15 protein-coding genes and 2 pseudogenes are annotated in these 16259 nt (G+C 71.7%); 8 read left to right on the forward strand and 9 right to left on the reverse strand.

The window, feature by feature from the left end:
• Positions 1–129: 129 nt before the first annotated feature.
• The gene (locus IF30_RS0133865) at positions 130–831 is read right to left on the reverse strand and encodes a MerR family transcriptional regulator (protein ID WP_051711775.1); all 702 of its coding nucleotides are present in this window, start codon (positions 829–831) and stop codon (positions 130–132) included.
• Between the two features lie 96 nt (positions 832–927).
• On the opposite strand from IF30_RS0133865, the gene IF30_RS0133870 reads away from it, so the two are divergent.
• Positions 928–1404 (forward strand): DUF6194 family protein, encoded by a 477-nt coding sequence (locus IF30_RS0133870; RefSeq protein ID WP_030245705.1) that lies wholly within the window; start codon positions 928–930, stop codon positions 1402–1404.
• A 45-nt stretch (positions 1405–1449) separates the two neighbouring features.
• Here IF30_RS0133870 and IF30_RS0133875 read toward each other — a convergent pair.
• Positions 1450–1713 (reverse strand): annotated as a pseudogene (locus tag IF30_RS0133875) (Tn3 family transposase); the annotation flags it as partial.
• A 194-nt stretch (positions 1714–1907) separates the two neighbouring features.
• On the opposite strand from IF30_RS0133875, the gene IF30_RS0133880 reads away from it, so the two are divergent.
• Both IF30_RS0133880 and IF30_RS48225 read left to right on the forward strand, forming a co-directional pair.
• The gene (locus IF30_RS0133880) at positions 1908–2537 is read left to right on the forward strand and encodes an RNA polymerase sigma factor (protein ID WP_030245709.1); all 630 of its coding nucleotides are present in this window, start codon (positions 1908–1910) and stop codon (positions 2535–2537) included.
• Positions 2534–3595: a CU044_5270 family protein gene (locus tag IF30_RS48225; protein WP_030245712.1), complete on the forward strand. Its 1062-nt coding sequence runs from the start codon at positions 2534–2536 to the stop codon at positions 3593–3595. Before IF30_RS0133880 ends, IF30_RS48225 begins: the two co-directional genes overlap by 4 nt.
• An 868-nt stretch (positions 3596–4463) precedes the next feature.
• Here the strand turns inward: IF30_RS48225 and IF30_RS0133890 are convergent.
• Positions 4464–5420 carry an aldo/keto reductase gene (locus tag IF30_RS0133890; protein ID WP_030245714.1) on the reverse strand — a complete coding sequence of 319 codons (957 nt, stop codon included), beginning with the start codon at positions 5418–5420 and terminating at the stop codon, positions 4464–4466.
• Positions 5421–5516: 96 nt separating this feature from the next.
• Here IF30_RS0133890 and IF30_RS49880 point away from each other — a divergent pair.
• Positions 5517–5648, forward strand: a pseudogene (locus IF30_RS49880) (IS5/IS1182 family transposase); the annotation flags it as partial.
• Positions 5649–6012: 364 nt separating this feature from the next.
• On the opposite strand, the gene IF30_RS0133900 reads toward IF30_RS49880, so the two are convergent.
• Positions 6013–6741 carry an SDR family oxidoreductase gene (locus tag IF30_RS0133900; protein WP_030245715.1) on the reverse strand — a complete coding sequence of 243 codons (729 nt, stop codon included), beginning with the start codon at positions 6739–6741 and terminating at the stop codon, positions 6013–6015.
• A gap of 599 nt (positions 6742–7340) precedes the next feature.
• Complete coding sequence (locus IF30_RS0133905) at positions 7341–7736, reverse strand: hypothetical protein (RefSeq protein WP_030245716.1); 396 nt, start codon at positions 7734–7736, stop codon at positions 7341–7343.
• 610 nt (positions 7737–8346) lie between these two features.
• Here IF30_RS0133905 and IF30_RS0133910 point away from each other — a divergent pair.
• From IF30_RS0133910 to IF30_RS0133925, 4 genes are all read left to right on the forward strand, one after another.
• Complete coding sequence (locus tag IF30_RS0133910; protein ID WP_030245717.1) at positions 8347–9237, forward strand: SDR family NAD(P)-dependent oxidoreductase; 891 nt, start codon at positions 8347–8349, stop codon at positions 9235–9237.
• A 66-nt stretch (positions 9238–9303) separates the two neighbouring features.
• A complete protein-coding gene (locus IF30_RS0133915) occupies positions 9304–9885 on the forward strand; it encodes a TetR/AcrR family transcriptional regulator (protein WP_030245718.1) in 582 nt (193 codons plus the stop codon).
• A gap of 61 nt (positions 9886–9946) precedes the next feature.
• Positions 9947–10159, forward strand: a complete 213-nt coding sequence (locus IF30_RS47125; RefSeq protein ID WP_158835688.1) for a hypothetical protein — start codon at positions 9947–9949, stop codon at positions 10157–10159.
• 259 nt (positions 10160–10418) lie between these two features.
• Positions 10419–10724 (forward strand): hypothetical protein, encoded by a 306-nt coding sequence (locus IF30_RS0133925; protein ID WP_030245720.1) that lies wholly within the window; start codon positions 10419–10421, stop codon positions 10722–10724.
• Positions 10725–11213: 489 nt separating this feature from the next.
• Here IF30_RS0133925 and IF30_RS44145 read toward each other — a convergent pair whose 3' ends face one another.
• The 4 genes from IF30_RS44145 to IF30_RS0133945 form a co-directional block, all read right to left on the reverse strand.
• On the reverse strand, positions 11214–12497 hold the full coding sequence (locus IF30_RS44145) for a PQQ-binding-like beta-propeller repeat protein (protein ID WP_158835691.1): 1284 nt from the start codon (positions 12495–12497) through the stop codon (positions 11214–11216).
• A gap of 374 nt (positions 12498–12871) precedes the next feature.
• Positions 12872–13348, reverse strand: coding sequence for a flavin reductase family protein (locus tag IF30_RS0133935; RefSeq protein WP_030245723.1), 477 nt, complete (start codon positions 13346–13348; stop codon positions 12872–12874).
• A gap of 728 nt (positions 13349–14076) precedes the next feature.
• The gene (locus IF30_RS0133940) at positions 14077–14655 is read right to left on the reverse strand and encodes an ester cyclase (protein ID WP_199807975.1); all 579 of its coding nucleotides are present in this window, start codon (positions 14653–14655) and stop codon (positions 14077–14079) included.
• Positions 14656–14709: 54 nt separating this feature from the next.
• On the reverse strand, positions 14710–16182 hold the full coding sequence (locus tag IF30_RS0133945; protein ID WP_030245725.1) for an alpha/beta fold hydrolase: 1473 nt from the start codon (positions 16180–16182) through the stop codon (positions 14710–14712).
• Positions 16183–16259 lie beyond the last annotated feature (77 nt).

Here is a 16259-nt window from a genome sequence, read left to right on the forward strand (position 1 = left end):
CTCCAGATCTCGTCCTGCTGAGCCGGCGAAACCCGTAGGCACGCACCTGTGCCTCCACGATCACATGATCATCCGGCGGCGGTGCGTTGATCACTTGAGGGTGCCATCGTTTGACGACAGGGCTTCGGATCAGTCCGTTCGCCCCCGCAGGGAGAGCACGGCGTGGAGTGCCGAGGCGCTGTCGAGAAGGGCTGCGGATCGCGTGGTGATACCGGCGTCCCTGGCGGCCAGCACCGATTCGACGTCCCGCGATCGGCGGGCGTTCCAGAGCTGCGGCATGAGGGCCCGGAGCGGTGTGATGCGGTATCCGGCCTTGCGCAACTGGTGCACGATCCGTGCGTCGCGCACCTGGGCCGGTGTGTAGCGACGCGTTCCGCGCACGGGGTCGCGGTCAGGGACGACGAGACCCTCCGCATGCCAGTGCCGCAACGTCGAGGGGCGTACACCGAGGGCGGCGGCGAGTTCGGAGATGCTCATCGCGTCCGAGGCGCGTACGTCGTCGATCGACTCGCGGGAGATCGCGCGGGCGGCGTCCTTGGCCTGCCTCAGTTCGGCGCGCTCCCGGTCGAGTCGGGCGTGCGCCGCGTCGAGAAGGGCCAGGGCCTGCGAGACGGGGCACCGGTGGAAGGCCCGGACGATCTTCTTGGCCTCGATCGGCCCCACCGCCGCGGCGAGGTTCCGGTAGGCCAGGGCGGACTGCAGATGCACCTCGCCGTAGGTCCGGTATCCCGTGGCCGTGCGCGCCGCCGCCGGGAGCACGCCGTCGCGTTCGAGGTTGCGGACCTGTTGTACGGAGTATCCGACGCTGCGTGCGACATCAGCAGTCCGCATACCCGCTGATTTGAGACTTGGCATGCGGAAACCCTATGCCAGAGGCGATCCAGGACCAGAAGTCTCCACAAGCACTTCAATGGAACGCTGGAGCACATGACGAGTGAAGAGATCATCAGCTTCGTGGATGCCCTCGACGGCGTCCTGACCCTCAAGCCCGCACCCGGCGACGGCACGCCGGAGATCAGCTGGGGCGACACGTTCTTCTACTACGCCCCCGACGGCGTCACGCCGACCGCGTCCCAGCCCTTCGCGACCATCGTGACCAAGGACTACCCCGGTGACGAGTCGTCCCGCCTGGACCGGCCGGGCGCCTTCCGTGTGAACATCGCCGCCGGCAAGGACGCGTTCATCCGGTGGACCGGGCACGCGCCGCGCGAACCGGCCTCCGCCGAGGTCGACCCCGGCGCCGCCGACATCGTGATCGCGCACCCCGTGTACGGCAGCCTGGGCTGGCTGGCCGTGGTGAACCCGGGCGAGCGCACGCAGGCCGCAACACGTGAGCTGCTGCGAGACGCCCACCACCTTGCACGATCACGCCACGAGCGACGCACCGAACCGACAGCATGGTGAAGGAGCTACGGTCCGCAGCGGGAGCGGATCGAGAGCCCCTGGCACTCACTCCTGTCCGTAGTCGTCCTCGTCCAGCGCAGACGCATCCGGGTCGCGCAGCGGCCGCAGGTCGCCGGCGGCCGGAGTCGAGGCGGCCCGAGTCGAGCCGGCCCGAGTCGAGGCGGTGAAGCTGTAGCGGCCGAGCAGATTCAGGTTGCGGTGCTCGAGCGGGGACAGCCGGGCGATGTCCTCGCCCGGTATCTCGTGGCCCTCGGCCTCCAACTGGGCGATGGCGGCGTCGATGTACTTGGTCGTCCAGAGCACGATGGCGCCGCCTGCCCGGTGGTGGTCGACATGCTGTCGTTCACGACATCGGTAACCGCCGCCGTCGAGGCAGGGACCCAGGTCGGGCGACCTCCACCGGTCCGTCCGCCGGGCCTGACGGCTCGCCGAGTGCACGCGTGCGCCACCAGGCGTGACGCGGATCACAGGGAACTCCGTGGGGCCAGCGGACAGGGAAGGGCATGGAACTGTCACAACGGGCGCGACTGCGCGCCGGGGAACAGAGCGCGCTCGGCGAACTCTTCGACGCGCACGCCCAGGCGGTGTACGGCTACGCGCTGCGCACCCTGGGCGACTGGTCGGCGGCCGAGGACGTGGTGTCGCTGACCTTCCTGGAAGCCTGGCGGCTGCGCGGCAAGCTCCACGAGGGCGACGACGACCTGCGCCCCTGGGTGTTCGGGATCGCCACCAACGTGCTGCGCAACACCGCGCGGGCGGCCCGCCGGCACCGGGCGGCGATGGCGCGCCTGGGCGAGCGGGAGGCCGTGGCGGACTTCGCCGACGAACTGGTCTCCCGGATCGACGACGGCGCCCAACTGGCCGCAGTGCGCCGCGCGCTGCCCGGCCTGCGCCGTTGTGAGCGCGAGGTGTTCCGGCTCTGTGTCTGGGTGGGGCTGGACTACGCGTCGGCGGCCGAGGCGCTCGGCGTCCCGGTCGGCACCGTGCGCTCGCGCCTGTCCCGGGCCCGGGCCCGGTTGCGTGCGCTCGTCGAACACGAACTGACGGAACGCCGGGAACCCGTTCTCACCAACGGACAGGTACGGGGTGGCGGTCTCGATGCCGCCCGGTCGCTGCAGGAGGAGATCCGATGAACAACATGCCCGAGATGCTCTCCGCCGGCCGCCAACGATTCCTGAAGGAGCATCTGATGAGTGAGATCGCCGCAGAGGCGAAGGCGCCGCGGCCGCGGCGCAGGCTGGTGTGGCTGGTCGCCTCCCCGCTGGCGGTCGGCGCGCTGGCGGCCGTCACCCTGGTCGTCCCGGGCCGGGACCACGGGGGTTCCGCCCCGGCCGCCCCGGCCCCGGCGGCACCGGCCACGTCGGCCTCGCCGGCCCCCACGGCGTCGGCCACGGCCACACCCCTGCCGCCCCGGCCCGAGCCGACCGACCCCGCGGGCCTGCTCAGCCGGGCCGCGAAGGCCGCCGCGAGCCGTCCGGATCCCAGGGCCGCGAACACCCGGTTCGTCTACCGGCGGGAGATCCAGGACGGCGCCCGCGAGGCCAGGCACGAGCGGAAGTCGTGGTTCCCAGCCGACGGCAGGTCCGAGGGCCTGATCCTGGACCCGACGATGGGCGACGGACGGAATCCGTGGCCCGCCCCGCTGTCGGACCGTCCCGGAGCCCCGCGGACGGCGGGCTTCGACGCCCTGACCTACGAGTTCGTCGCCGGCCTGCCCACCGATCCGCAGCAGCTCCTGCAGCAACTGCTGTCCGCCGACCGCTCCAAGCGGGTGGCGGGAGTGCCGTTGACACAGAAGCTGAGCAACCAGTTCGCCTTCGCGGACGTCCAGACGATCTTCCAGAACATCTCGGCGCCGCCGGCCGTCGCGGGCGCGCTCATGGAGGCGGCCGCGAGGATCCCGGGCACGTCGGTGGTCGCCGACGAGGCGGACGCGGCCGGACGCCACGGAGTCGCGGTGGTCGGCACCAACGGCACCATGCGCGTGTCCCTGATCTTCGACAAGGACACCGGCGCCTTCCTCGGCGTGCGCGAGGTACTGCTCTCCGACCTCTCCCCCGCCGGCCCCGACGGCCTCCCGCCCGCGGGCAACCCGTCCCCGGGCGCCGGCAACGGCAAGGGCTACGACTATGCCACGGCCGTCCTCGCCTCCGCCGTCGTCGACCACACCGAGGCCGAACCGGGGAGCTGACCTCCACAGCACGGGCGGACGCCCCACGAGGGGAGGGCGCCCGCCCGTTCCCTGGTCGGGCCTGTGGAACCGATCGCGTCCCGGTCACGGGAGCGGGCGCTCACACGGCACGTCGTGGTCCGGCGGCTGCTCGCGGTGGACGAGGCCGGGACGCTGTCACCGGTACGCGTGCGGATCGCCGCCGAGTCGGCCGCGGTGTCGGCGCGCAAGGTGGGAAACCGGTTGGCCGTCGCCCAGCGAGCGGGCCGTCCGGAAGACGTCCACATCGACGGCGGCGCCGTCACGATCACATGCGGCAGCCAGGCCCGATGGGCGGCACTCCCAAGCCCACCGGATCGCCTATCTGCTTGATCACGGCCTTACTGCTGACGATCTCGATCCCGAGACCAAGATCCGTCACAAGTGCCCCGGGGGAAGCAACCCGGCATGCTGCAACCCTGCACACCTCGAGCCTGGGACGCAGCGAGAGAACATCGCAGACAGGATGGCAGAGGGCAAATACGCCCGCGGTGATGCCCACTTCAGCACCAAGGTCCCGGACGCCGTGATACGGGCGCTCCGAGAGGACTACTGGCCCACGCCCAGGAAGGCGCGGCCAAAACTCCGGGCTCTCGCTGAACGGCACGGCGTCGAGGACCGGGGGACTGTGCGGCGGTGGCTGCATGGCAAGAGCCGCCGCGAGGCAGGTGGCCCGATGGGCGAGATCGCAACAACCGCAGACGTGCCTGACGCCCTCTTCTGACGAGCACCTTCGGCCACCCGCGGCGCCCCTGGTCGAGCGGCACGTCGGGGCACCACCGGCTCTTCCGGGAGCCGGAACCTGGGCCACCAACGTGCCTTGCAGAGCGCCCCCCGTTCACCGGGCTCCTCAGGCCAGGGCGGGTCCCGCGTTGAGGACCGCATCGATCTCGGCCAGTTCCTCGGGAGTTGGCACCCACTGCCCGGCGGCGGCGTTGGCGCGCACCTGCTCGGGGGTGCTCGCCCCGGCGATGACCGAGCCGCAGCCAGGCTGTGCGGCGAGCGCACCCACCCCGATTTCGAGAATGCTTCGCCCGTGCTCGTCGCCCCAGGCCGCGAGGCGTTCGACCGCGTCGAGGCCGGCCTCGGTCACTCGCTCGGGCCTCGACGCCAGGCGCGAGTTCGCGGGCACGCCCGTGGCCCGACGCACCTTCCCCGTCAGCATGCCGTTGGCGAGCGGGTAGAACGGCAGCACCCCCAGGCCATAGTGCAGTGCCGCAGGCACCACCTCACGCTCCGCACCGCGCTCGAGCAGCGACCATTCGTTCTGGGCCGACACGAACGGAACGGCTCCGATCTCCCTCGCGACGTGCGCGGCCTCGGCGATCTGCCACCCGGCGAAGTTGGAGTGGCCGATGTAGCGCACCTTGCCTTCGCGTACGAGCTCGCTGAGCGCGGCCAGCGTCTCGGCCACCGGCGTGTGCGGGTCAGGGCTGTGCAGTTGGTAGAGGTCGATGTGGTCGGTCTGCAGACGTCGCAGCGACTCCTCCACCGCGCGCCGGATGTAGGCCCGGCCGCCCTTCGATCCCGCCGCGGGACCGTACCCCATGTCCGCTGACTGATAGCCGAACTTGGTCGCCAGCACGATCTCGTCCCGTCGCCCCTTCAACGCCTGGCCGAGCAGTGTCTCGGAGCCGCCCCCGCCACCGTACGTATCGGCGGTATCAAAGAGCGTCACCCCCGCGTCGAGGGCCGCGCCGACCACCACGCGTGTCTGCGCTGCGTCGAGACGTCCACCGAAGTTGTTGCAGCCGAGTCCCACCACGGAGACGAGAAGTCCGCTCTTGCCGAGCGTTCGATATTCCATGGGGCCACTCTAAGCAACAAGATCACTTACTGATCGTTCCAAAATGAGTTGAACTGCGCTCCCGTGCTCATCGGTCTTGGTCGGCAGGCGGCCCGAGTGCGTGTTGGTCTTGTTCCGGATGGCGTGTGGGAGCGGGTCGCACCGCTACCGCCGCCTGCTCCCGAGCGACGCCACCGCTACCCCGGGCGGCTGCGGTCCCCGGACCGGCCGTCCCTGTCCGGCATCATCTAGGTGCTGCGGACCGACATGTCGGTCCCTCGCCCGTCGCCCGCCCCCAACCCGGCCTCGGGCCGTGATCAGACCGCTTCCAGAGCGTCGGCCCGCTCTACCAAGCCAGCTGCGATGTCGTCCCAGTCCGGGCCGTGCATCCACAGGTTCTCGGCAGCCAGGTCAGCCTCTCAACGAAGAGGAACTCCTGGTGGTCGCGATCGCACTCCGGCGTGGGACCGTACTCGTCGCCGTAGAGGCATCGCGCATACTCCGTCAGGGTGCTGTGCATGATCTGGAGCCTACGACGCCCGATCCGCCGGACAGAACCTAGACCTCGGTCCACCCGCACGCTCGCCCGCCCTGTTCGGTTCGGGTGGGTTTTCTACAACTGCTCGAAGTGGAAAGAGCGAATGAAGCAGTCCCGCGGCTGGTTGCTCGCGAACAGGACGCAGTCGAGGACGGATTGCGCGGTCAACGGGTCACTTGCGGTCCGCGAAGCGTGGTCCCAGGCGGAGTCGAGCGGGTCGCCGTCCGTGAAGTCCGGTGGGTAGAGCGAGATGACGCGGACACCCTCGGGGCGCAGCCGGTGGGAGAGGACGTCGGCGAAGCCGGCCTGGGCGGCTTTGGCAGCGTAGAACGCGGGGTGTGCCTGGGAACGGTGCCCCCGGGGTTCCGCGGCCGAGGAGACCAGGTTGACGACGTCCGCTCCGGCGGAAGCGCGCAACAGCGGCAGGAGGTGCTTGACCGTCAGCAGCGTGCCGGTGGCTCCGGAGGCGATGGTGTCGGTGATCGCGTCGTCGTCGGCGTCCCAGAGATTGGGACCCTCCAGGTAGCGGGCACCGTTGTTGATCAGCACATCCACCCGGCCGGTGCGGGCGGCTATTCCACCAGTGAAGGCCCGGATGGAAGCCGGATCGGCCAGATCGCAGGCGAACGCGTCAGCCTGCGCGCCGCTGTCGACCACTACCTCATCAGCCACCTTCTGAGCCGCTGCCAGAGAACGCGCGGACAAGAACACGCGCGCACCCAACCGGCCAGCCCCAAGGGCCAACGCTCGCCCGAACCCGCGCCCGGCCCCGGTCACTGCCACCGTGCGTCCTGCGAGATCCACGGGAACACCTCCCCCTGTTTAGCGTGATGATCACCGTGGCCCTATCCAGCGCCGGCCAATGCGCTGCATGTTCACGTAGAGGCCCGGCCCAGACCCGGCCCTGCACCGGTCGACCGGGAGATTTGTCCGGCCGTTTCTGGTGTGGCGGCGGCGGGTCTTCCGGTGGTGTCGTGCGGGTGGGCGTTGCGCCTCGGTGGCCGCCGTCCTGCTGGGGGCCGCGGGGTGCGCGCCACGGGCAATGGTGTGTGGCGCGCACCCGGGGCTGATCCTTCCAGAGCGGTATGGGCGCCGGTCCACCACCCTGGCGCCCTCCTGAGTCGCTTGGGTCGCTGGGGGCCGGGCCGCCTGCTGCCGCGCCCGGGCGGCCGAACTCGGTGTGGTGCCGGCCAAGGTGGGTAGTTCTGGAATTAGGGAACGGGCCCACGTCGCCTGCTGCGCCCTGGCCGCTGTCCGTGTCGCGCTGGTCGGGGCCGGGGGTGGCCGGGGTGGGCGCCTCTGCTGTCCGCTGGCTCGGCTCGGGCTGGGTGGTGGTGTCAGCGTCCGTCGAGGGAGATCACGGTCCGGTCGATGGATGTGGGGTGCCGTTGGAGGCTCCGGTCCTACAGGTAGGCGTCCCAGCGGATTCGCGCGGTCGGTGGCAGGACCAGAGGCACGGCGTGCGAACTCGCGCTGCGGTCCGGCAGGAAGAGTCCCACGAATACGTGGCCGTAGGAGGCGGCCTCGGCGTACCCCGATGGGGGCTCTGCGGAGGTGCCGTAGGGCGTCAGTTCGGCGACGGGCAGCCAGGTGGCGCCAGCGTCCTGCACCTGGAGGCTCACGGTCAGCCTCGGGCCGTCGTGATTCAGCTCTCTGGGCGGGTCGCCGACGACGGTGGAGAGAAAGACTGTCCCCACCTCGGTCAGGTCGATGGGATCCGAGTAGCCGGTGCCGTAGAGCGTGACACCCTCCGGGTTGTGGCGGTTGTTGGCCCAGATCAGTCGTGCGGGCTGGGGCACGGTCCCTCCAAGCGTGACAGGGCCGCGCGGTCGCGCCACCCCCGACACCATGCTCGGCGGGCCGCCCGGCCAGGGAAGGACACCGCCACGGCCGGATGCTGCCACAGTGTCCGGTCCGGTCCGGGGCAGGTCCGGCCGGGGGCGCCGCCCGACTCCGTCTGGTCAAACTTCGCTGAAACTCGTCAAACTCCGTTGAGACGGACACTCGGGTCGCTGTGTCCTGGCCGCCGGTGCGCGGTCCTGGTCGGCCGTCCGGGCCGTCCCCCTGCGCCCCGGTGGCCGGCCCGGGAGGCCTCGGCGGCCTCCCCCGGCCTTCAAATGCAGGTTTCCAGTCGGAGTGCCTGTTTCTGAACTGAAGGCGCCGATCAGTCGGGTCGACCGTCGGCGGACCGTCCGCTTCGCAGCCGCTCCCTGGTGCCGAGCCGGCCGTACGAGCTGCCGTTGCGGCCCCGCGCGCCCCGGGGTGCCGGTCTTGCGATGGCTGCGGCTTCATGGGCGCCTGGGATCGCATGGCAGGCCGCCGCTCACCAAAGCGGATGGGTCATCCACATGTGTGCTACCGTCTCGATAAGCGGATTATCTATCCGTATGCTGCTGGAGTGGAGGGCACATGACGAAGACAGCCGTAGTCACGGCTGGAACGGCGGGCATCGGGTTGGAAACGGCCCTGGGGCTGGCTGCCAGAGGGTTCTCGGTCACGGTGGTCGGGCGCGATGTCGACCGGGGCGCCCAGGCGGTGGAGCGGATCAACGCGATGAACCCGGCCAGCCCCGGCCGGTTCCTGCCCGCCGACCTCGCCTCGCTCCACGACGTGCGTGCGCTCGCCGACCAACTCGCCCGCGACCACGCCGCGACGGGAGAACCGCTGACCGTCCTTGTCAACAATGTCGGGGCGATGTTCCCCGACCGGCGCGACCTGGCCGGCGTCGAGGCGTCGTTCGTCGTCAACCACCTCTCGCCGTACCTGCTGACCGAACTGCTGCTGCCCACGCTGACCGCCGGCGCACCGAGCAGGATCGTAAACGTGACCTCCGGTGCGGTCGGGGTCGCCAAGCGGGTGTTCGACGCCGTCGAGCCGCCCGGCGGCTACTACGGCTTCCACTGGTACGGCCGCGCCAAGCTTGCCAACCTCGCCTACACCCTCGACCTGGCCGCCCGATTGGACGGCACCGGCGTGTCGGTCTTCGCCGCCGACCCCGGAGGCGCAGCGACAGACATGACCAACGGCACCCTGGACGACCCGAAGATCGTCTCGCCCGCCCTGCGGCTGCTGTGGCCACTGGTGCGCCGCAAGTTCGAACACTCGACCTCTGGCCCGGCATCCGTGGCGGCCAGGCCCTCGATCGTCGCCGCCACCGACGACGCGCTGACCGGTCGGACCGGCCTGGTCATCGGCGCCCAGGCGAGCCCGGTGGCACCGTTGCGCTCGGCGACAGACCCGCGCATCGCCCAGGCCGTGCGCCTGCTCAGCGAACGGCACGCACCGCTCGCGGCCACCTGACCCGGAGCGCACTGCGGTCGCGGGCGGCGGACCCATCCGGATGGGCCATCCGATTAACCTATCCCCATGACGACGACCCCCCGACGCAAGGACGCGGCCCGCAACTGGGACCGGATCGTTGCCGTCGCCCGCGACCTGGTCGACCAGGGCACGCCGTTGCAGCTCAACGACGTCGCCCGGCGCGCCGAACTCGGAGTCGGCACCGTCTACCGCCACTTCGCCACCCCCGAGGCGCTGTTGGAGACCATCGCCACCCCGTGCCTGGAAAACCTGGCCGCCCACGGCCGGCAGGCGCTGGCCGACACCGACCCCTGGCGCGCACTGGAGGGCTTCCTGACGCGAACCGTCGAAGCGCAGGTCACCGACGCTTCCTTGGCCCCGGTCACCGCCGCACCCACCGATGCCCTCCCGCGCACCACGGAACTCAAGACCGCGCTGTGGTCGACCGGCGACACGCTCCTCGCCAGCGCCCGCGAAGCCGGGGCAGTGCGCCCCGACCTGGCATCGGCCGACCTGGTCCCGCTCATGTGCGGCATCGCCCACGCCGTCAACGTCCACGGCGGCACCCCCGCCGAAAGGATCGACACCGCGCATCGCTACCTGTCGGCCCTACTCGGGGGCCTGCGAGCCGCACCACCTCACGCGTGACACGCCTCCCACTTCACCGCCCGTCGACGCGCGGAGCTAGTCCAGGCGGGGCAGGGTGATCGTGGACTGGCTGACGACGACCGATCACAAGAAGATCGGGAGTCTCAGCGGCTGGAGGAAGTTCCGGGTAACCGTCACCGTTGAGGCCGCCGCCGTCGGCATCGTCCCCAGCGCCTCCCCGGCCCGCCAAGCCGCCTCCCTCGCCAGCCCGACGCCCGCGGCCGGCTCCGGCCAGTCGGCATCAGCCTTCCCCTGGCCGGGCGCAGCGCTCTGAACGCGCCTCGCTGCTGCGCCTGGCGAGCGGTGACCTGGCCGAGCGGTCCGGCACCGTGAGCGGCCTGCCTGGCAGCCCGCCCGTCGCCCACCTGCCGTGCATCCCGGGGTCGAGACCGACGAGCGAGCCGAATCCGCCCGCTACCGTCACCGGCCGAAGGTCAGGCGCGTCTGGGCCGGCCTTGCCCCGCACCAGGTGTTCATACCCTAAGTACTCCAGCCGTAGATCGTGATCTTGTCGGTCCTTCATGATGGTGCTCATGACTGGTGAGCCCTTGTACGTGTCCCTCGCTGAGCTGCGCAGGTCGTTCGACGTGCTGATGCGCCATGTGGAAGCCGCCGAGGCGGGCGATGCTGTCGCCCTGGACAAGGACTACTTCTGGTCTATCCCCTCGGACGAGCTGTACGACGTCACCAGGGAGCCGGACGACCTGACGATCGGCCAGCTCTCGGAGTCCTGGCAGCATCTGCGGGATCTGCTTGCCGATCAGGATCGTGCCCTGGGATACCACCTGGTGTGGCTCGCCGACGTCCTGAGGGCGATAGGCCAGAACTTTCCGGCGTAGTCGCCTCCAGCCGCAGGTCGTGATCCTCATGGTTGTCGAGCTGACGGTGCCGTGGCGGGTGGTGGCCACGACTTGGAAGACGACGGCCTGCTCCACTCCTGGCGCCGCCCCTGCTGTAGCCGTAACCGGCATCCGCGGTCACCCAACGCAGACGACGCCAGGGCCACGCTGTCTGCACGCCGTCCTGAAGCCCCGCGCAGTCCCAGGCAGTCCCTGGTTCCGGGGTGCAGCGCCGACTCCATGCCACACCTGAGGGATCCGGCGACGGGGTCGGCCAGGCGCACCAGGCGACGGGGTGTCCCCAGCGACCCGAGCGACCCAGCAGGGCCGCCAGGACGGCGGACAGGCAGGGGCTCAGCGAACCGGCGCTCAGACCGCCCCGGCAGGATCAACCCCGGTGCCCGCCACACGCCGCCGACCGGCGCAGCGGGGGCCAGAACGGCGGCGGACGGCCAGGCCCAGCGGAGGCCACAACGGCGAGGTGAGGGGTCAGACGACTGTGCAGTCCAGGATTCGGCCGTCGGACGTGCCGATCAGCAGATGTCCCGGTTCGGTCGCGGTGAGCGCGGTCGGAACGGCCGGGATGCCGGCGGCGGTCACTTGGTGGCGCCAGCGGAGGGTGCCGTCGTAGAGGTCGAGGGCCAGAAGCTCGCCGTTGCGGTAGGTCACGAAGGCGGTGTCCGCTGCGGTGTCGAGGTCGGTTGCGACGTGGTCGGTCCAGAAGATCCAGCGGGGCGCGCCGTCGGCGGCCGCGCGGCGAACGACGAAGGAGCCGCCGGGCTGCAGGCCCCGGCCGTCGTAGACGGTGCCGACGTACACCAAGTCGCCGTCGCTGGTCTCCGCGCCCGGGCCGGGGAAGTGAGTCTGCCCGGGCTCCCAGGAGAGCGGGAAGAGGAGTTGGGTACCCGGCCCCTTGGAGGAGCGTGCCGCGAGCCAGTCCTGGTTGGGCCTCCGGCGGGCTCGTGCGGCCTGGCGGACGTAGTCCCGGCTGCCGCGCCGGATCCGCAGGCGGTCCTGCCGCTCGACGTACGCGGTCGTCCGGTACCGAATCAGCAGACCGTCCTCACGGTCGCCGGGCACAGGCCGATCTGGCGCGTCCTCCTCCTTGTGGAGGGTGGCCAGCAGGCCGCCGTCAGGCAGTTCCTCGATCGCGCGGACCTGATGCCGGGGCTCCCAGTCCGGGCTCAGCGCCGAGAGCGCCGACCGGGCCTCGTCGCGTCCGTCGGGCCGCGGGGCGGGCACGCGGGGGCCCGCCAGGTCTGAGGGGGTGAGCGAGTGGGGGGTGACGGTGTGCCAGTCGGGCCGCCGCACGACGGCGACGTGGCCCTCGACGTGAGCCGTCCGCTCGTCCTTGTAGTCGTCGTACGGCGCCATCAGCACTTGCAGGGCCTGCCCGTCCAGCCACGTCAGCCCGAGGACCTGGCGGCCGAGGTCGCCCTCGATAAGGGAGCGCGCGGCTCCCGTCTCCCAGTCCAGCAGGAGCAGCTCGCCCTCGAAGAAGTAGCCGCCGTCGTACTCCCCCGTCCCGACCGCGAGCAGCGGCTCCGTCGGATGGAAGGCCAGGGCCTGCACCGGGAACCGGGTCCGGAGCACGGCCAGGCAGCCGAGGTCCCCCGTGTCGTACACCGCCACCGTCGCATTTTGGGCGAACCCGGGCTCACCCGCCACGGCGAGCAAGCCACACTCCTCGTCGGACACGGCCAGGGCAGGCTCACCAGCCTCGGCGAACGGGCGCTCACCGAGGACACGCAGAACACGGAGCGGAGAAGTCATACCCAAGATCCTCCCAGCCGCTACTGGCGAGCCTCCGAGCAGGCCGTGGCCGAGACCGCGCGGCATCGGCACACACCGCCGGCGGTGCTGTCGCACCGGCCAGTCGCGCCCGGACCGCACAGGGGATCCCGGGCATCCGCCCACGTCACAGGGCGTGACAGCACCCCACGCGACAAGGGGACGCGACAGCCCCGGACCGCGGCCCCGGCCCCGGCCCCGCGGGGACGGCCACGGGAGGCCGCCGAGGCCTCGCCCCAGCCGGGGAGCCGGATTGTGAAGCGGCTCGGGCCCGGCGCGGACTGAGTCGACACCGTCCCGCCATCGCCTGGAGCCGATCATTCGTGCCGGCGCGGGGCACCCCCGGTGGCCTCCCATCATGCGGGGTGGCCGGCGTCGATGTCCGCCACCTTCCGGTAGGACAGCACGGGCACGGCCGAGGACGGGACCTGGACGTGGATCGGGTCCAGAAGGAAGCCGGTGTGGTCGCCCCATTCGGCCCGGTCGAGCACCCGGCCGACGAACCAGGCCGGCGCCCGGTCGAGGATCGGTACGTCGTTCGGTCCGCGATGCCAGCGGACGCGGGCGAACTTGTCGCTGGTGTCGCCGGTCAGGCCGCCGAACACCTCGGCCAGCTCGTGGTCCGGAGGCAGGAGGTGCACTCCTAGCTCCTGCGCCGCGGAGGCCGCCGCGTAGGTGTGGTTCGCCTTCGAGAGCCACACAGTGAAGCGCGCGGGGTCGATCGAGCACTGCCCGGCGAATCCGACCAGGCAGCCGGCCGGACGCGGCCCGTTCACCGTCACCACGTACACGGGGTAGTCCAGCAGGGCCGCGAAGGCGTCGAAACCGCTCATAAGTCCTACCTCCACCGAACGTGCGCCCCACGGCGCGCTCGTCATGGTGCCGCCGGTCAGCCGCGCGGCGGGGTGGCCAGGGCGGGGCCACGTCCCGGCTCAGCCCGGGTGGCGGCGGGCCCGGGGCCGCGCTGCGCGCCGTCCGGGCGGGTGTGCCTCGTCTCCGGGCTCGGGAGCCTGTCGTCCGGCGGATGCGGCCGGTGCCTGGCCGGTCCCGACGGAGAAGGGGGACCGGTCCATCGAAGGCGGGCTTTCCCCCTGCGGTTGGTCCGCCGCGGCGTCGGGGTGGGAGGGCTGGGACAGTCGGCCCAGCACCGGACGGATGGGTTGATCACTCATGCTGGGAGTCTGTCACTGTCACCGTTGTCCAAACCGTGGATGCGGATACCGTGCCGCTCGAAAAGGGGCCGGACCGGCTTGACCGCCAGACCTGATCCCACGCACCGTCCCCGAGATCCGCAGATTGATCACCGGACTCGCCCGGCCGGTTCCGCCGTAGCATCGCCCACGTCCTGCACTGGTCCCGCTGGCGCCGACGAGGCCGGCACCAGGCCCGGCCCAGTCACCACAAGAGCCGAGGCCACGGCCCGAGGGCTGACCCGCCGTCACCGTAAGCACCGTTGCGGCGGTCGCGCGGGCGCGCGGGCGCGTGGCGCGCGCGAAGGCCCCGCCGCCCCCACCGAGGTCGGTTGGGGGCGGCAGGGTCGGGCGGGGCCGCGGGAACGGCCCTACAGGACCTGGAGCTGGGTGAGGAGTTGGAAGGTGTCCGAGTTGAGCCAGTACTCGGCGAACTTGCCGTTCTCCATGCGCAGGGTGTCGGTGCCGGTGAACGTGATGGTCGTGCCGGGCTCGGCCTTGGCGCCGGGGAAGCCGCCGGTGTAGGTGCCGGTGGCGGTCCAGCGCAGCGAGGCGTGGTGTCCGGAGACGAGGGAGTCGAGCTGCGGGGTGAAGCGCAGGTCGGGGAAGGCGGCCCGGGTCTGCGCGATCCAGGCGACCAGGCCGTCGGCGCCGCGGATGGCGCTGCCGTCGCCGCCGTCCAGCATGGCGGCGTGCACGGTGAAGTCGGGCGAGATGATCCTCGGGGCCTGGGTGTAGTCGCCGTTCCACAGCCGTAGCCAGGCGTCGAGCATGGCCTTCGGGTTCTTCGCCGCCTGGTGGTCGTGCGCCGAGGCGGCGGAGGCGGAGGTCGCCGCGGAGGCGGACGGTACGGCGGAGGAGGCGGCGGCGGCCGTGGTGGCGCCGAGGGCCAGGGCGGCCGCGGCGGCGGGGGCGAGCAGGCGGCCGCGGCGGCGGGCGGTGGTGGTCATGGTGGTTCCTCGCGTATCGGTGGGAAGAGCAGGCTGTCGGACTGGAGACGAGCGTCAGTCGGTGCAGGTGGTGCCGGGCGCGGGCAGGGCGCGGGTGGTGAGGTAGCGGTTGGTGGCGTCGCGCACGCACTGGGAGAGCAGGAACATGCTGTAGTCGTCGCCTTCGCGGCTGAGGACGACGCTGCCGGGCAGCTGGGCGGCCATGGCGGGGCCCGCGCTGTGCGGGGCAAGTGCCTGGTGGGTGGACTGCACGACGAGTGCGGGCGGCGCGCCGTGCACGGGCGCGCCGGCCCTGACGGGGTGGGCGGGCAGGGGCCAGCCGAGGCAGCCGGTGAGCGCGGTCCAGGAGCGGACGGCGCCGCCCAGGTGCGGGGAGATCCGCGTCAGCTCTTCGTGCAGCCTGGTGAGCTGGTCGAAGGTGGTCACCGGGCCGGCGTTGTCCAGGCAGGCGGGGACCTGCACCTGGACGGCGTCGAGGGTGTCGTCGGGCTCGTAGGCGAAGTCGCCCGCGTCGCCGGCCTGTGCCTTGACCACGGCCTGGGCGAGGGCGGGCCAGGTGACGCCCGAGAGCGTGAGGTGGTCCTGGGTGGCGGTGCGGATGTCCTCGCCGGTCAGGGGGCGGCCACCGCCGGCGACCGGGACCGGGCTGCGGTCCGCGCGGGCGACGAGCGCGTCGTACTCGGCCGCGACGTCCTTGCCGTGCAGGGCGCAGTCCGTGGAGGCTGCGCACCAGGCGGTGAAGCGGTTGAAGGCGTCCTCGGCGGTGGCCGCTTCGCGGCGGATGCGCTCGGTGGGCGAGGTCGTGTCGTCCAGTGCCGTGTCGAGGACCATGGTGCGCAGCCGGCCCGGGTACAGGTCGGCGTAGGTGCGTCCGAGCAGGGTGCTGTAGTGGATGCCGTACCAGTTGAGCTGTTTCTCGCCGAGGCCGGTGCGTACGGCTTCGAAGTCGCGTGCGGTGCTGGTCAGGTCGGTGTGGGCGACGAGGGGGCCGTTGGCGCGCAGGCAGTCCTGGGCGAAGGCCCGGTTGTGGGCGACGAGTGCGTCGAACTGCGCGTGGTCCTGCGGGACGTGGGTGATGCCGGCGGGCTTTTGGAGTGTGGAGCAGCGAATCGGCGTGCTGCGGCCCACGCCGCGCGGGTCGACGGCGACCAGGTCGAAGTTGCGGCTCATGGCGCCGGCGAACGAGGGGAAGCCGATGCGCATCGCCAGGCGCAGCTGTTCGATCGACGAGCCGCCGGCTCCGTCGTTGAGCAGGAGGGTGCCCTGGCGGTGGGTTGGGTCCTCGGCGGGGCGGCGGACCAGTGCGAGGGTGAGGCGGTCGGCACGGGGGTGGGCGTGGTCGACGGGGACCTGCAGCGTGCCGCACTGCATGCCCGCGAACTCCGCGTCCGTGCAGGCCGTCCAGCTGATCCGGGCTGACGGGGGCTGCGCGGGAGCGGCGACGGCAGGGGTCGCGAGCGCGGCGGTGGCTGCGAGGGCGGCGGTGAGGACACGCCGGAAGTGCGTGTGCGGGCTGGTCCGGAGCATGACGGGCTCTCTCCTCGGCTGTTTCGGGAAGCAGGGGCGTTGAGGGCGAGGGATGCCGGCGGGGCGGCAGGCGGGTC

Source organism: Streptomyces sp. NRRL S-350, from assembly GCF_000719705.1.
GTDB lineage: Bacteria > Actinomycetota > Actinomycetes > Streptomycetales > Streptomycetaceae > Kitasatospora.

Bases quoted from the DNA above. Each gene is read 5' to 3' on its own strand.
- IF30_RS0133945 (WP_030245725.1), bottom strand. From the start codon at position 16,182: ATGCTCCGGACCAGCCCGCACACGCACTTCCGGCGTGTCCTCACCGCC.
- IF30_RS0133870 (WP_030245705.1), top strand. From the start codon at position 928: ATGACGAGTGAAGAGATCATCAGCTTCGTGGATGCCCTCGACGGCGTC.
- IF30_RS0133880 (WP_030245709.1), top strand. From the start codon at position 1,908: ATGGAACTGTCACAACGGGCGCGACTGCGCGCCGGGGAACAGAGCGCG.
- IF30_RS44145 (WP_158835691.1), bottom strand. From the start codon at position 12,497: ATGACTTCTCCGCTCCGTGTTCTGCGTGTCCTCGGTGAGCGCCCGTTC.
- IF30_RS0133915 (WP_030245718.1), top strand. From the start codon at position 9,304: ATGACGACGACCCCCCGACGCAAGGACGCGGCCCGCAACTGGGACCGG.
- IF30_RS0133865 (WP_051711775.1), bottom strand. From the start codon at position 831: ATGCGGACTGCTGATGTCGCACGCAGCGTCGGATACTCCGTACAACAG.
- IF30_RS48225 (WP_030245712.1), top strand. From the start codon at position 2,534: ATGAACAACATGCCCGAGATGCTCTCCGCCGGCCGCCAACGATTCCTG.
- IF30_RS0133925 (WP_030245720.1), top strand. From the start codon at position 10,419: ATGACTGGTGAGCCCTTGTACGTGTCCCTCGCTGAGCTGCGCAGGTCG.
- IF30_RS0133890 (WP_030245714.1), bottom strand. From the start codon at position 5,420: ATGGAATATCGAACGCTCGGCAAGAGCGGACTTCTCGTCTCCGTGGTG.
- IF30_RS0133935 (WP_030245723.1), bottom strand. From the start codon at position 13,348: ATGAGCGGTTTCGACGCCTTCGCGGCCCTGCTGGACTACCCCGTGTAC.
- IF30_RS0133910 (WP_030245717.1), top strand. From the start codon at position 8,347: ATGACGAAGACAGCCGTAGTCACGGCTGGAACGGCGGGCATCGGGTTG.
- IF30_RS0133940 (WP_199807975.1), bottom strand. From the start codon at position 14,655: ATGACCACCACCGCCCGCCGCCGCGGCCGCCTGCTCGCCCCCGCCGCC.